Consider the following 14,932-nt stretch of genomic DNA (forward strand, 5'->3'; position numbering starts at 1 on the left):
GCGTTGACTTTTGGCACGCTGTTGAGTTCTCAAGGAACGGTCGCTTCCTTTGTACTCACCCTCTCGGGCTTTCCTCCGGGCTTCCCTTCGGTGTTCCAAACTCTACCAGTGTTTTTCCGTCTCCCTGACCACCGTCCCGCAGGCATGCGGAAGATGATCCCGAGTTAGGATCTGACGAGTTTGGGTGCTGCTGAGCAAGGACGCTTTTTATCGCGCCGCTCGGTCTCAAGCAGGAGTACGACTGTACACGGGGCCTCGAAGGGCACGCAAATCGATTAGACTGGTGGTCTAGACCACTAGCTGGTAGCTTCCATGCGGAACCGCCACTTCATATGACATACGCTGCTGCTCAGTGCCGTCCGGGACAGCCAGTGACGGCCCGTAAGCAGCTCCACTCCCGGGAGGCTTCCCATGACCACCGTGACGTCCCCGCTCGCAGGACGTGCCATCGGACTGGCCGCCGTGCCGGATCCGGTCTTCTCCGGGGCCATGGTCGGCCCGGGCACAGCGATCGACCCCGCTCGCGAGCCTTCCGAGGTCGTGGCGCCCGTGGACGGCGTCATCGTCTCTCTGCACCCGCACGCGTTCGTCGTCGTGGACGAGAGCGGCCACGGCGTGCTCACGCATCTCGGTATCGACACCGTGCAGCTCAACGGCCAGGGCTTCGAACTGCTCGTCAACAAGGGCGACACTGTCACCCGCGGCCAGGGCATCGTGCGCTGGAACCCGGCCGAGGTCGAGGCCGCCGGCAAGTCCCCGGTGTGCCCCGTCGTGGCCCTGGAGGCGACCGCCGACTCCCTCTCCGAGCTCCGCGAAGACGGTGACGTGAAGGCCGGCGACAGCCTCTTCGCCTGGAGCTGACTCCTCTGTCTGCAGCTGACGACCAGCTGACGACCACGACAACCATCGCGGCGGCGGGACCCGCCGCACTATCGGAGACGGGTGAGATGGAGACAACGCTGCGAGGCGTCGGCGTGAGCCACGGTGTGGCGATCGGCGAGGTTCGGCACATGGGAACGGCGGTGCTGGAGCCGCCTGCCAAGCAGATCGCCGCGGAGGAGGCGGAGCGGGAGCAGGGACGCGCCCGTCAGGCCGTGGACGCGGTGGCCGCCGACCTGATGGCGCGCGGCAACCTGGCGGGCGGCGAGGCGCAGGCGGTGCTCGAGGCGCAGGCCATGATGGCCCAGGACCCCGAGCTGATGGCGGACGTGGAGCGGCGGATCGCCGTCGGCAGCACCGCCGAGCGTGCCGTGTACGACGCGTTCGCCGCGTACCGCGAGCTGCTGGCCGGAGCCGGCGAGTACCTCGCGGGCCGGGTGGCCGACCTGGACGACGTGCGGAATCGTATCGTCGCCCGGCTGCTGGGGGTTCCGATGCCGGGTGTCCCGGACAGCGACGAGCCCTATGTGCTGGTCGCGCGGGATCTGGCGCCGGCGGACACGGCGCTGCTCGACCCGGCCCTGGTGCTCGGTTTCGTGACCGAGGAGGGCGGGCCGACGAGTCACAGCGCGATCCTGGCGCGGGCGCTCGGGGTGCCGGCCGTGGTGGCGCTGCCGGGTGCCGGTGAGCTCGCCGAAGGCACGATGATCGCCGTCGACGGCAGCACCGGGGACATCTTCGTGAACCCGAGTGCGGAGAAGAAGGCGGAGCTGGAGGCGGCGGCCGCCGCGCGCAAGGCCGCGCTGGCCGCTTCGACCGGCCCGGGTGTCACCGCTGACGGGCACAAGGTGCCGCTGCTGGCCAACGTGGGCGGTCCGGCGGATGTGCCGGCGGCCGTGGCGGCCGGTGCCGAGGGCGTCGGTCTGTTCCGTACCGAGTTCCTGTTCCTGGACGACAGCAAGAACGCGCCGTCCGAGGAGAAGCAGGTCGAGGCCTACCGTCAGGTGCTCGAGGCGTTCCCCGAGGGCCGGGTCGTCGTGCGCGTGCTGGATGCGGGTGCCGACAAGCCGCTGGACTTCCTGACTCCGTCGGACGAGCCGAACCCGGCGCTGGGCGTGCGGGGTCTGCGGACGCTGCTCGACCACCCGGAGGTGCTCCGCACCCAGCTGACCGCGCTGGCGAAGGCGGCCGAGGGGCTCCCTGTCTACCTCGAGGTCATGGCGCCCATGGTGGCGGACCGTGCGGATGCCAAGGCGTTCGCCGATGCCTGCCGCGAGGCGGGGCTGCGGGCCAAGTTCGGCGCGATGGTGGAGATTCCGTCGGCGGCGCTGCGGGCGCGCTCGATTCTCCAGGAGGTCGAGTTCCTGTCGCTGGGCACCAACGATCTGGCGCAGTACACGTTCGCCGCGGACCGTCAGGTGGGTGCGGTGTCCCGGCTGCAGGATCCGTGGCAGCCCGCACTGCTCGACCTGGTCGCGCTGTCCGCGGAGGCGGCCAAGGCGGAGGGTAAGAGCTGTGGTGTATGTGGTGAGGCCGCGGCCGATCCGCTGCTGGCCTGTGTGCTGACGGGTCTGGGTGTCACCTCTCTTTCCATGGGCGCGGCGTCGATTCCCTATGTCCGGGCGGCGCTGGCGAAGTACACGCTTGCCCAGTGCGAGCGGGCCGCTTCCGCCGCGCGGGCCACCGACAGCGCGGACGAGGCCCGTGCCGCGGCGCAGGCGGTGCTGTCCGGCGAGTAGTCGGCCGGCGGCCGTGACCGGCCGTTCTTCCAGGGGCGCTCCACCTGACGGGTGGGGCGCCCCTGGTGCGTTTCAGTGGTGGTGGCCCGGTGTCGTCTCCTGGTCGCCGAGGTCGGGGGGTGCGCTGTAGTCGACGTCGGATTCCGGGGAGATGAGGTCGCCGGATTCGACGTCGGTGCAGTAGGCGTCGAAGACCTCGCCGGCGGTGAGGGGGGTGAGGCCGTCGCCGCGCAGTCGCCAGCCGTAGACGCGGTCGGCGGTGCCGGGGGCGGTGGTGCGGATGACGAGCCCGCCGGGGGTGCGGGTGGCCAGGCCGAGGGCGAGGACGCTGGTGAATTCGAGGGCTTCGGCTTCGTCGAGGTGGGTGGTGCCTTCGGCGCCCTGGTCGGCGTGGAGGACGGTGACGAGGGTTTCGGGTGGTCCGGAGACGCTGCATACGAGGTGCCGGTCGCCTGGTGGGGCGGTGTCGAGGATGCGGGTGAGGAGGTGGGAGGCGCGGGTGAAGGCGGCGCGTCCGAGGTCCTCGCCGCAGGTGGAACAGGGGCCCAGGCGGGCGAGGAGGGTGCTGGCGTACTCCCAGGTGGCCTGGCGTACGGCCTCGTCGACGAGGGCGGGGACCAGGTCGGTCAGCGGCCTGCCGTCGTAGGGGATGGTGGCGCCGGTGGCCGCCAGGTCGGCGGTGAAGCGGGTGCGGCTCGCGGGGTGGTCGGGGTCGAGTCCGCTGTCCGTGCAGAACTCGGCGTATTCCTCGGGGTCGAACAGGGCGAGTGTGGTGTGGGTGCCCGCTGCCGCACGGGTCCTGAGGAGGGCTTCGATCTGCCGGAGGTAGGTGGGGTGGTCGTCGAAGGCGAAGGTGCGGTAGCGCCGCATGGCGCGGAAGTCGTGTTCGTCGGTCAGCAGGCCGATGGTGCCGGCGATTTCGCGGCGCAGGACGCGTCGCATGGTGCGGTGGTCGGTGTGTGCCATGGTTCCCCCTGTGAGCGGTCGATCAATGCTCACTCACAGTAATCGGCGCCACTGACAACGCGGGTTGCGGTAGTCGGTCGCGGACCAAGTGGTGCTGAATTGCGCAGGTCAGGGCGATGGCTGCGCCGAATGTGGTCCAGCCGAGGGGGCCGGTGGCGATGGCCGCGGTGACGGCGAGTGGGCCGATGCTGCGCTGGGCGGACTGGGCGAGTCCGTGGACGCCGAGGTAGGCACCCTGGGCGGTGTCGGGGGCGAGGGCGACGGAGAGTTCCCAGGAGACGGTGGCGTGCAGTATCTCGGCGACGGTGAAGGCCGCGGCCGCGGCGGTGAGCAGGAGGATCGCCGTGAGGGTTCCGCCGGTGGCGGAGAGGGCCATCGTGATGCCGCCGAGGGCGAATGCGGCGGAGAGCGGGACGAGGAGCCGGCGGGCGGCTTCGCTGGTGGTGCCGAAGCGGGCCAGGGGGACTTGGAGGGCCACCACCATCACGTTGTTGAGGACGAGCAGCAGGGGTGCGAGGCCGTGGGGTACGTGGTCGCTGTGGGCGATCCAGAGGGGCAGGCCGACCTTGAAGACGGCGTCGTCGAGGAAGAGCACGGTGTCGGTGGCGACGTAGGCGAGGTAGGCCCGGTCGCGCCAGGGGTTGGCGGGCCTTGTGCTGGCCGGTTCGGTCCGGGAGCCGGCCACGATCCGCGAGGGTGACGGGGGTTCGCCGCAGCGCAGGGTGAGGAGTGCGGCGGCGACGAAGGAGAGGGCGTCGCCGGCCAGGAGGCAGCGGTAGGCGGTGGTGGTGCCGAGGGCGAGGGCTGCCGCGGCGGCGAGGCCGCCCAGGGCCCAGCCCGCGTTGGCGATGGTGCGGTTGAGTGCCTGGTAGCGGACCCGGTCGGGGCCGGCGATACGGGTGGCGTAGAGCTTGGTGAGCACGTTGGCGGCGCGGTCGCCGAGGGCGCCGACGGCGGAGATGGCGAGCAGCAGGGCGTAGTCGTGGGTGGTGAGCAGGGCGAAGGAGGCGAGGGCGCGCAGGAGTTGGAGTGCGATCAGGACGCGGGTGAGGGGCAGTCGGTCGGCGATGCGGCCGCCCAGTGGGGCTCCTGCGATGCCGATGGCGCCCGATACGGCGGCGAGGGTGCCGACTTCGGCGAGGGAGAGGCCCGAGACGTAGGTGAAGTACAGGACCGAGACGGATGCCCACAGGCCGCTGCCGACGCGGTCGACCAGGGCGACGAGGAGCATTCTTCGTCCGTCGCGGCCTCCCGGTACGCGTTTGTGCCGTGCGGTCTCGCCGGGCTTCGCGTTCACTGCTCCCCCTTGCCGGACATTATGTACTGATACATACTTGCCAACGTGGCAACACAATATGCGATCAGTGGTACGACGGCCAAGGGGATTGCCGCGTCCGTGGAACAAGGGGTGGCCGAGGGCGCGTTGGGCCCGGAGGCAGCGCTGCCGCCGGTGCGGCGGCTCGCGGACGAGCTCGGGGTGAGTCCGGGGACGGTCGCCACGGCGTACAAGGAGCTGCGGCGGCGCGGGATTGTCGTCACGCGCGGACGGGGCGGCACCGTGGTGGCGCCGGCTCCGGCGGTGGCGTCCCGGCGGCCGCCCAGGGTCCCCGAGGGGCTCCGGGATCTGGCCGGCGGGCATCCGGATCCCGCCCTGCTGCCCGGTCTGGTGCCGCCCTCACGGCTCTCCCCCGGTGCCCGGTCGCACCGTTCGACGCCCCGGCTCGCGCGGCTGGAGGAAGCCGTGCGGGACTGGCTGCGGCCGGACGGTGTGCCGGTGGAGCATGTGACGTTCGCGCACGGGGCGCTGGATCTCGTCGGCCGGCTGTTGTCGGTGGAGCTGCGGCCCGGGGACGCGGTGGCCATGGAGGACCCTGGTTACCACCATCTGCTCGATCTCGTCCCGGCGTTGGGGCTGCGGATCGTGCCGGTGGCCGTGGACGACGAGGGGATGCGCCCGGACGCCCTGCGTACGGCGCTGCGCGCGGGTGTGCGGGCCGTGGTGTACAGCCCTCGGGCGCAGAATCCGTACGGGGGCTGCTTCTCGGTGGCTCGCCGGGACGCGCTGGCCGAGGTGTTGCGGGAGGAGCCCGATGTCCTGGCGGTCGAGAACGATCACGCCTCCTCGGTGACCGACGCCCCGCTGAACTCGCTGGCCGGGGCCGGGCCGACCCGCTGGGTGCATGTGCGGACGGTGAGCAAGTTCCTGGGCACCGACCTGCGGTGGGCGGCGGCCGCGTGTGATGCGACGACGCTCGCGCGGCACGACGGTCTGCTGTTGCTGACGTCCGGGTGGGTCAGCCACCTGCTGCAGGAGACGGTGCTCGGGCTGATGACGGACGCGGGCACGCGCGCGTTGGTGGCACGCGCGCGGGAGACGTACACGCTGCGCCGGGAGGCGCTGGCCGCGGAGCTGGCCGGGCGCGGGATCGCCTCGCACGGGGCGAGCGGAATGAACCTGTGGGTGCCCGTGCGGGACGAGTCGGCCGTGGTGAACGGGCTCCGGTCGTACGGCTGGTGGGTGGCCGCGGGGGCGCGGTTCCGGCTGTCGGCCGGGCCGGGTGTCCGGATCTCGACCGCGGGGCTGGAGCCGGCCGACGCGGTACGGCTGGCCTCGGACTTCGCCGCCGTGCTGGGCGAGTCCGAGGCCACCTACGGCGGCTGATCGCGTCTCTGGGGAGGGTCAGGCGCGTTTGCGGGCCAGGTCCTCGTAGAAGCCCAGCAGGTCGAGGTTGTCGATGGAGCCGGGGTTGACGGCCTTCTCCAGGGGTGCGCCCTGGAGAAGGCGTTTGACCGGGACCTCGATGCGCTTCCCGGTGAGGGTGTGCGGGACGCCGGGGACCTCGATGATCTCGTCGGGGACATGGCGTGGTGAGAGCTGTTCGCGGATGGCCTGCTTGATGCGGTTCAGCAGGGCCTCGTCGAGGACCGCGCCCGGGGCCAGGTGGACGAACAGGGGCATCCAGTAGCCGCCGTCGGGCTGCTCGATGCCGATGACCAGGGACTCCTTGATCTCGGGCAGGCGCTCGACGACCTCGTAGATGTCGGCCGAGCCCATCCGTACGCCCTGGCGGTTGAGCGTGGAGTCGGAGCGGCCGTGGATGATCACCGATCCGCGTGAGGTGACGGTGATCCAGTCGCCGTGGCGCCAGACGCCGGGGTAGGTGTCGAAGTAGCTGTCGTGGTAGCGGCTGCCGTCGGGGTCGTTCCAGAAATAGATCGGCATCGAGGGCATGGGGTTGGTGACGACCAGTTCGCCGACCTCGTCGACTACGGGCCGGCCGGCCGGGTCCCAGGCCTGGAGGTCGGTGCCGAGGCCGGGTGCCTGTAGTTCGCCGGTGTGGACCGGGAGGGTGGGTACGGCACCCGCGAAGCAGGAACACACGTCCGTGCCCCCGCTGACGGAGGCGATCCAGAGATCGTCGCGAACCTCGTCGTGCAGCCAGCGGAAGCCGTCGGGGGGCAGCGGGGAGCCGGTGGTGGCCACGCACCGCACCCGGGAGAGGTCGAAGTCGCGGGAGGGGTGCACGCCGGCCTTCCGGCAGGCCATCACATACGCGGCGGAGGTGCCGTAGAGGGTGGCTCCGGTGCGTTCGGCGACCCGCCACTGGGCGCTGACGTCGGGGTGGCCGGGGCTGCCGTCGTACAGGACGATCGTGGTGCCCGCCAGCAGGCCGGAGACGAGGAAGTTCCACATCATCCAGCCGGTCGAGGTGTACCAGAAGAAGCGGTCCTCGGGGCCCAGGTCGCAGTGCAGGCCGAGCTGTTTGAGGTGTTCGACCAGGATGCCGCCCTGGGACTGGACGATGGCCTTGGGCAGGCCGGTGGTGCCGGAGGAGTAGAGCACCCAGAGCGGGTGGTCGAAGGAGACCTGTTCGAACTCGGGCTCGGTGTCGGCGGAGGTGAGGGCCGACCACTCCAGGGCCCCCTCGGGGGCCGGGGTGCCCAGCAGCGGGATGTGGACGACGGCGCGCAGGGTGGGCAGTTCGCGGCGGAGTTCGGCGACGATCCCGCGGCGGTCGTGCTCCTTGCCGCCGTAGCGGTAACCGTCGACGGTGAACAGGACGACGGGCTCGACCTGCTGGAAGCGGTCCAGGACGCTGCGGGCGCCGAAGTCGGGGGCGCAGGAGGTCCAGACGGCACCCACGGCGGCGGTGGCGAGGAGGGCGACCACGGCCTGCGGGATGTTCGGGAGGTAGCCGCTGACGCGGTCGCCGGGGCGGACGCCCAGCGCGCGGAGTTCGGCGGCCAGGGAGCCCACTTGGCGGCGCAGCTCAGCCCAGGTGACCGGGCGGGGTTCGTGGGTCTCGTCGACATACAGGAGGGCCGGTTCGTCCGCGCGGGTGGCGGCGGCGCGCAGAGCGTGCTCGGCGTAGTTCAGGCTGGCGCCGGGGAACCACTCGGCGCCGGGCATGGAGCGGTCGCCGAGCACGCGCGCGTAGGGCGTCGAGAACCGTACGTCGAAGAATTCCGTGACGGCTTTCCAGAAGGTGTCCAGCTGGTCGACGGACCAACGGTGCAGGGCCGGGTACCCGCCCTCGGTGGGGGCTCCGTGGCGTTCCGCCGCCCAGGACTGGAACCTGGTGATGCGTGCCTGGGCGATCCGCTGCGGATCGGGCTGCCAGAGCGGCTGGGGGTTCGCGGTCGACATGGGGCGGCTCCCGGGCTTCTGCGCTGGTGTGCGAGGGGCGCGCACGGGCTGGGGTGTGCGCGTGACGCGGCTGACAGGGATGATGCCATGTGATCGACTTCTACACCAGGGCGCGCTCCACATAGTCCGTGTCGTGAAGATGTGGTCCTGGCACGGGTGAACGGCAGTTGAACGGTACGCGCGTGTGGAGCGCTGAGTGGCAGGGTGAGCAGCATGGACGGTCGTGACCTGGTGCGTTCGGTGAGAGTGGTCGGTTCGAGGAATGCGGCTCAGGGGTTGCGTACCGTACGGGCCGCGTGGCGCAGGAGGCGGATCGATGCCGCCGCGCTGCCCGCACGGGGCGCGGAGCGGGCCCGGGTGCCGGGGCCGGTGCAGGGCGCGGAGCCGGGGCCGGGGGGCGGTGTGATCCGCTTCAGCCGGTCCGAGCTGCGCATCACGGTCGCCGTGAACGGGGCGGTGTTCTGGGGCTGGGACGGGGCCGGTGCCGAGCCGTCGTACGCGCTCGTGGGCCGTTGCCCGGAGCCGGATCCGCGGGCGGTCCTGGAGCCGGACACGGACGGCGGCTGGCGGGTGGTGGCGGAGCGGGCGACGGTCAGTGTCTCGCGGCACGGCGCGGTGGAGGTGAGCACGCCCGGTGGCGTGATGCTGCGGCGGGATCTGCCGCCCCGGTGGTGGGAGCCGGTGGACGGGGGTACGGCGCGCTGGGTGCAGCGCTCGGAGGTGGCCGCGGACGCGCGGTTCTTCGGTCTCGGCGGGCGCGCCTCGGGGCCGCGGCTGCGTGATGGAACGTACCGCCTGTGGAACACCGACCCCGGACACGCGTTCGGGCCCGGAGACGATCCGCTGTACATCACCATGCCGGTGCAGCTGGTGGTGGCGGACGCGGCCGCGCATCTGGTGTTCCACGACACCTCGTGGGACGGGACGGTGAGTCTCCGGGAGGGCGAGGAGGGGGCCGGTTCCGGCCATGACCGGACCGGGCGGTCCGAGCTGCGGATGGACGGCGGTCCGCTGCGCTGCTGGGTGATGGTGGGCACCCCCGCGCGCGTGCTGCACACCTGGGCCTCCCTGACGGGCGCGCCCGCGCTGCCGCCGAAGTGGGCGCTGGGCCATCACCACGCGCGCTGGGGTTTCGGCAGCGAGCAGGAGGTACGGCGGATCGTCGCCGGTTACCAGGAGCGCGGTCTGCCGCTGGACGCCGTCCATCTGGACATCGACCACTACGACGCCCATCAGGTGTTCACCGTCGACCAGGAGCGCTTCCCGAAGCTGCCGACGCTGGCGGAGGAGTTGCGGCGGGACGGGATCCGGCTGGTGTCGATCGTGGATCCGGCGGTGAAGGCCGAGCCGGGCAACTCGGTCCACGACAGCGGGACGGCCGTCGACGCCTTTGTGCGGGATCCGTCGGGGCGGCTGGTGGAGGGCGTGGTGTGGCCCGGGGAGACGGTCTTCCAACGATTTCACGCACGCGCGCGTGCGCAAGTGGTGGGGCGAGCTGTACGAGGAGCGGCTCGCGCAGGGCTTCGCGGGCTTCTGGCACGACATGAACGAGCCGACCTCCCTCAGCGCCTTCGGCGAGTCGACGCTGCCGCGTTCCTCGCGGCACTCCCTGGAGGGCCGGGGCGGCGACCACAGGGAGGCGCACAACGTCTACGCGCTCTGCATGGCGCGGGCGGCCTACGAGGGTCTGCGGGAACTGGCGCCCGAGGAGCGGCCGTTCCTGTTCTCGCGCTCCGGCTGGGCGGGCATGCATCGCTACGGGGGGACGTGGTCCGGCGACGTCGCCACCGGCTGGCCGGGGCTACGCGCGTCCCTCTCGCTGGTTCTGGGGCTCGGGCTGTGCGGGGTGCCGTACTCGGGGCCGGACGTGGGCGGCTTCGACGGGAGTCCGTCGCCGGAGCTGTTTCTGCGCTGGTTCCAGCTGGGCGCCTATCTGCCGCTGTTCCGGACCCACGCGAGCATGCGGGCGGGGCGGCGGGAACCGTGGGAGTTCGGGGCCGAGGTGCTGGAGCACGCGCGCGTGGCGCTGCTCGAACGGCGGAGGCTGCTGCCGTACTTCATGACGCTGGCGCATCTGGCCCGGCGGACCGGTGCGCCCTATGTGCGTCCTGTGTGGTGGGGTGCGCCGGAGGACCGGGCGCTGCGCGACTGCGAGGACGCGTTCCTGCTCGGCGACGGACTGCTGGTGGCTCCGGTGCTGGACCCGGGCGCCGACCGGCGCGCGGTGCAGCTGCCCCGCGGGCGCTGGTACGACACGGTCACCGAGCAGGCGTACGAAGGGCCCGGGCAGGTGCTCGTGGACGCTCCGCTGTCCCGGATTCCGGTGCTCGCGCGTGCGGGTGCCGTCCTTCCCGTGCGGGGCGAGGACGGCGGGACGCAGCTCGAGGTGTGGGCCCCCGTCCGGGGACGGACGGGAGGCGGGCTGTTCGTGCCGGACGCGGGCGACGGCTGGGACGAGCCGGAGATCGAGCGTTACGTCGCCCGCTGGGAGGGCCGGCGGGTGGTGGTCCGACGCGAGGGGGACAACGGCGTGGCCGAGCCGGCCCACCCGGTGCGCGTCAGGGGGCTGGGCTGAGCCGGAGGGCTCAGTAGCGGCCCTCGAACCACGCGCGTACCGCCACGCTGTGCAGCGGGAAGGCGAGCTCCTCGGGCCTGCGCAGCAGCTTCCAGCCCTCGGTCTCGTCGGTGGCGCCGGACGGCGGGAGCCCTTCGACGGGACGTTCCGGAAGGAGTCCGAACAGCAGCAGGTGCCCGTCGGGTGAGCTCATGGCGTCGACGAGCCGTACGTCGCGGGCGGCCGCGTCGATGCCCGTCTCCTCCTTGAGCTCACGGACGACGGCGTGCCGCCAGTCCTCGCGGTCGTCGACATAGCCGCCGGGCAGCGCGGTGCCCCCGCGCGCGGGGGCGACGGTGCGGGTGATGACGACCAGGGCGGTGCCCTTCGTGTCGTACACGGGCTGGAGGGCGATCGCCACCGGCAGCGGGTTGCGGTAGGCGACGTGGCCGCAGGCCGGGCAGGTGCGCGGCCAGCCGGAGACTCCCGCTCCGTAGGGCGCTCCGCAGCTCGAACAGTGCGAGCCCGGAGCGGAGTTGGCAATTGGGTGCTGATTTTCGGACACGCGCGGACTTTATCCGATCACGGGAACGCCGTCTTGCGGTCAGGGGAACGTCTTCTTCCGGAAGTGAAACGAACCGGGAAAGCCGGGAACCGGCAGGTGCGGTCGGTTCGGCCGGACGGCCTGCCCAATTCCGGCGGCCCGTGGCACACTTCTGACGTTCCGTCAGATCCGGTTCTCTGGAGGAGCTTTGTCGCGTACACACAGGCCCGCGGTCGACGGCTGGTTCACGGGCGAGGGAGACCGTTTCCGGCTCCTGGGCACCCGCTGTGCGGCCTGCTCCTCGGTCTTCTTCCCGCGCGAGGACGCCCACTGCCGCAATCCGGGGTGCGCGGGCGGCGAGCTGGAGGAGGTCCCGCTCTCCCGGCGCGGGCGGATCTGGTCGTACACCGACGGCAGGTACCGGCCGCCGTCACCCTATGTGAGCGATCCGGAACTTCCGTGGGAGCCGTACGCGTTGATCGCTGTGGAGCTGGAGTCCGAGCGGATCGTGGTGCTGGGTCAGGCGGTTCCCGGGATCACCGTCGCCGATCTGGCGGTGGGCATGGAGGTCGAGGCCGTCCCCGGAGTGCTGAGCGAGGACGCGGAGACGGCCTGGACGACCTGGCACTGGCGGCCGACGGGGGTGGCGGCATGACGGCGGACGTGGCGGTGCTCGGCGTGGGCATGCACCCCTGGGGCAAGTGGGGGCGCGGCTTCGTCGAGTACGGGACGGCGGCGGCCCGCGCGGCCCTGGAGGACGCCGGGCTCCGGTGGCGGGACGTCGGCTCGATCGTGGGCGCGGACACGGTGCGTGGCGGCTACCCCGGCTATGTCGCGGGCGCAGCCTTCGCCAAGGCGCTGGGCTGGCAGGGGGCCCGCGTGGCGAGCGTGTACGCGGCGTGCGCGTCCGGGGCCCAGGCGGTCGCCGCCGCGCGGGCCCAGATCCTGGCGGGGCTCGCGGACGTGGTGCTCGTGGTGGGCGCGGACGCGGCCCCCAAGGGGTTCTTCCGGCCCGCCGGAGGGGACCGTCCCGACGATCCCGACTGGCTGCGCTTCCGGCTGCTCGGGGCGACGAACCCGACGTACTTCGGGCTGTACGCGCGCCGCCGGATGGCGGTGTTCGGGGACACCCCGGAGGACTTCGCGCTGGTGAAGGTGAAGAACTCGGCTCTGGGCGCACTCAATCCGTACGCCCGCTACCGCAAGCGGGTCACCGCCGAGGAGGTCGCGGCCTCCCAGGTGGTCGCCGATCCGCTGCGGCTGCTGGACATCTGCGCGACCTCCGACGGCGGCGCCGCACTGGTGCTGTCCAGCCTGGAGTTCGCGCGTCGGCACGGGGTGGCGCGGCCGGTGCGGATCCGCGCGGTGTCCACGGTGACGCCGCGCTATCCCAGCACGGTGCTGGACCTGCCGGACATCGCCACCGACTCCGCGGCGGCGGTGGCGCCCCCGGAACAGACCTTCCGGGCGTCGATCGCCCACGCCGCCTACGAGGAGGCGGGCATCGGCCCCGACGAGCTGTCCCTCGCCGAGGTGTACGACCTGTCCACCGCCCTGGAGTTGCAGTGGTACGAGGATCTGGGGCTGTGCGCCGAGGGCGAGGCGGCGAAGCTGCTGCGCGAGGGCGCGACGGGCCCGGGCGGCCGCATACCGGTCAACGCGAGCGGGGGTCTGGCCTCGTTCGGGGAGGCGGTGCCGGCCCAGGCGATCGCCCAGGTCTGCGAGCTGACCTGGCAGTTGAGGGAGGCGGCGGGCGACCGGCAGGTGGCTCACGCGCGCGTGGGGATCACGGCCAACCAGGGGCTGTTCGGGCACGGCTCGTCCGTGATAGCGGTGCGCTAGCGGGGCGGGTGTGACACCAGGGATCGCACACCGTACGCGACCACCCTGAAATGGTGCGTGAACGTCTTATGAACTGCCCCTGGGCGTACGCCGGCGGGGTCATCATGCTCCCGTGCGCACCTGGACGGATGCTCTCCGTTTCGCCTTCCAACCGGTGGTCAATCTGGCGACCGGCGGGATAGCCGCACTGGAGATCCTCGCCCGCCCCGAGACCGGCGACATCCTCGCCGAAGCCCGCCGGAATCCCGAACTCGACGGCAGGCTGGCCGTGCTCGCCTTCCGCGCGGCGGCCCGCAAGGAGACGCTCCTGCCGCTGCACATCAACGTCTTCGCGGCCACGCTCGCCGACCTGGGCGGCATCGGCCCGCTGCCCGAGGCCATCCGGGAAGCCGGACGGATGCCCTGGGAGGTGACCCTGGACGTCGTCCCGCCGTACACGCACGTGCCGCAGCAGGCCCTGCTGGAGGCCGTGGCGATCCTGCGCGGCCAGGGCTTCCGGATCAGCGCGGACGGCATCGGGGACGGGGACGTGCCGCTGCGGCTGCTCACCGACCTCTCCCCCGACCTGGTCAAGCTCGACGCCTCGCTGCTCGGCCGGCCGGCCGCGGTGCGGGCGATGCGCACCCTGTGCGAGGAACTGGGCGCCCTGGTGGCCGTCGAGGGCGTGGAGACCGAGCTCCAGTACGCGGCCGCCGTGTCGGCCGGCGCTCAGCTGGCCCAGGGCGAGCTGTTCGCGCCCCCGGCCCGGATCCCGGTCGCGGAGGTATACGTTCCGCCGCCCTCCCCCGTCGCCGTCGCCCCGCCGCGCTCCGGGCCGTCCGTGCGGGAGTTCATCCGGCCGGCCGCGCTGCTGCCGGTCACCGCGTCCGCGCTGCAGGTGCGGGCCCTGCTCACCGGCTCCCCGGACGTCTCCGGCGTCCTCCTGGTGGACCAGACGGGCGCCCCCGTCCGGTCGGTGCACCGCTCCCGCTTCCTGCTGTCGATGTCCGGCCGCTACGGACACGCCCTGTACGCGGACCGCCCGGCGTTCAAGCTGGGCGACGCACCGCGCACGGTGGGCGTCGACGCGACCGCCTGGGAGGTGCTGGACGTGGTGGCCGTCGGCGGCCGGGACCGCACCTCGGACGATGTGGCGGTCGTCGACCGGCTCGGGCGCTGTGTGGGCGTCGTACGCCTCGCCGACCTCGTACGGTCGCTCGCCGAGAGCCGGGTCGAGGAGGCGGCCGGGCTCAACCCGCTGACGCGGCTGCCCGGTTCGGACGCGATCACGGGTGAGGTGGACCGGTGGATCGCGGACGGCCGGATCTTCGCGCTGAGCTGGCTGGACATCGACCACTTCAAACAGGTGAACGACGGCGCCGGGTTCGCCGCGGGCGACGAGCTGATCCGGTCGGTGGGGCAGGCGCTGCAGGAGGCCGCCGTCGGGCACGCGCGCGTGGGACACATCGGCGGGGACGACTTCCTGGTGCTCGCCGACGAGGCGGGGCTGGGTGCCGTGGCCACGCTCCTCGACGCGCCCTGGTCGGCGGGCGGGCGTCCCGTCACGCTGTCCCTGGCCACCGTCGTGTGCGGCCCCGGCAGCGTGGCCGACCACCGGCAGGCCGCCGCGTGTCTGGCGCCCCTCAAGAAGGCCGCCAAGGCGCTGCACGGGGCGAGTTGGGTGCTGGGGCGGGCGGGGCTGCCCGGCCACGAGATCCGGCGCGGCTCGGGCGCGTATCCGGCCCAGGCCGGGTACGCGGCGGTGGAGCCGTGAAAACTGT

At 72.3% G+C, this 14,932-nt stretch carries 11 protein-coding genes and 1 pseudogene; 8 read left to right on the forward strand and 4 right to left on the reverse strand.

Annotated elements, in window-relative coordinates; translation table 11 throughout:
• Positions 1 to 411: 411 nt before the first annotated feature.
• On the forward strand, positions 412 to 861 hold the full coding sequence (locus ACFZDK_RS14665; RefSeq protein ID WP_365684972.1) for a PTS glucose transporter subunit IIA: 450 nt from the start codon (positions 412 to 414) through the stop codon (positions 859 to 861).
• An 86-nt stretch (positions 862 to 947) separates the two neighbouring features.
• On the forward strand, positions 948 to 2,618 hold the full coding sequence (ptsP, locus tag ACFZDK_RS14670) for a phosphoenolpyruvate--protein phosphotransferase (protein WP_390972550.1): 1,671 nt from the start codon (positions 948 to 950) through the stop codon (positions 2,616 to 2,618).
• A gap of 72 nt (positions 2,619 to 2,690) precedes the next feature.
• Here the strand turns inward: ptsP and ACFZDK_RS14675 are convergent, their stop codons facing one another.
• On the reverse strand, positions 2,691 to 3,584 hold the full coding sequence (locus tag ACFZDK_RS14675) for a hypothetical protein (protein ID WP_390972552.1): 894 nt from the start codon (positions 3,582 to 3,584) through the stop codon (positions 2,691 to 2,693).
• 22 nt (positions 3,585 to 3,606) lie between these two features.
• Complete coding sequence (locus ACFZDK_RS14680; protein WP_390972553.1) at positions 3,607 to 4,881, reverse strand: MFS transporter; 1,275 nt, start codon at positions 4,879 to 4,881, stop codon at positions 3,607 to 3,609.
• Positions 4,882 to 4,926: 45 nt separating this feature from the next.
• Between ACFZDK_RS14680 and ACFZDK_RS14685 the strand changes: the two genes are divergently transcribed.
• Positions 4,927 to 6,246 (forward strand): aminotransferase class I/II-fold pyridoxal phosphate-dependent enzyme, encoded by a 1,320-nt coding sequence (locus ACFZDK_RS14685; protein WP_390972555.1) that lies wholly within the window; start codon positions 4,927 to 4,929, stop codon positions 6,244 to 6,246.
• A gap of 18 nt (positions 6,247 to 6,264) precedes the next feature.
• On the opposite strand, the gene ACFZDK_RS14690 is transcribed toward ACFZDK_RS14685, so the two are convergent.
• Positions 6,265 to 8,232, reverse strand: coding sequence for an acetoacetate--CoA ligase (locus ACFZDK_RS14690; RefSeq protein ID WP_390972557.1), 1,968 nt, complete (start codon positions 8,230 to 8,232; stop codon positions 6,265 to 6,267).
• A gap of 213 nt (positions 8,233 to 8,445) precedes the next feature.
• On the opposite strand from ACFZDK_RS14690, the pseudogene ACFZDK_RS14695 reads away from it, so the two are divergent.
• Positions 8,446 to 10,240, forward strand: a pseudogene (locus tag ACFZDK_RS14695) (TIM-barrel domain-containing protein); the annotation flags it as partial.
• Positions 10,241 to 10,291: 51 nt separating this feature from the next.
• Entirely contained in the window at positions 10,292 to 10,807 is a 516-nt protein-coding gene (locus ACFZDK_RS14700; RefSeq protein WP_390973398.1) for a hypothetical protein, read from the forward strand.
• Between the two features lie 10 nt (positions 10,808 to 10,817).
• Here the strand turns inward: ACFZDK_RS14700 and ACFZDK_RS14705 are convergent, their stop codons facing one another.
• Positions 10,818 to 11,351 carry an NUDIX domain-containing protein gene (locus ACFZDK_RS14705; protein WP_390972558.1) on the reverse strand — a complete coding sequence of 178 codons (534 nt, stop codon included), beginning with the start codon at positions 11,349 to 11,351 and terminating at the stop codon, positions 10,818 to 10,820.
• Positions 11,352 to 11,538: 187 nt separating this feature from the next.
• On the opposite strand from ACFZDK_RS14705, the gene ACFZDK_RS14710 reads away from it, so the two are divergent.
• The 3 genes from ACFZDK_RS14710 to ACFZDK_RS14720 all read left to right on the forward strand — a co-directional run bounded on the left by ACFZDK_RS14710 (position 11,539) and on the right by ACFZDK_RS14720 (position 14,925).
• Positions 11,539 to 11,985 carry a zinc ribbon domain-containing protein gene (locus ACFZDK_RS14710; protein ID WP_390972559.1) on the forward strand — a complete coding sequence of 149 codons (447 nt, stop codon included), beginning with the start codon at positions 11,539 to 11,541 and terminating at the stop codon, positions 11,983 to 11,985.
• Positions 11,982 to 13,172 carry a lipid-transfer protein gene (locus ACFZDK_RS14715; protein ID WP_390972560.1) on the forward strand — a complete coding sequence of 397 codons (1,191 nt, stop codon included), beginning with the start codon at positions 11,982 to 11,984 and terminating at the stop codon, positions 13,170 to 13,172. The genes ACFZDK_RS14710 and ACFZDK_RS14715 overlap by 4 nt, the downstream gene beginning before the upstream one ends.
• Before the next feature lie 112 nt (positions 13,173 to 13,284).
• Positions 13,285 to 14,925 (forward strand): EAL domain-containing protein, encoded by a 1,641-nt coding sequence (locus ACFZDK_RS14720; protein WP_390972561.1) that lies wholly within the window; start codon positions 13,285 to 13,287, stop codon positions 14,923 to 14,925.
• Positions 14,926 to 14,932 lie beyond the last annotated feature (7 nt).

This window comes from Streptomyces sp. NPDC007901, from assembly GCF_042959465.1.
Classification (GTDB): Bacteria; Actinomycetota; Actinomycetes; order Streptomycetales; family Streptomycetaceae; genus Streptomyces.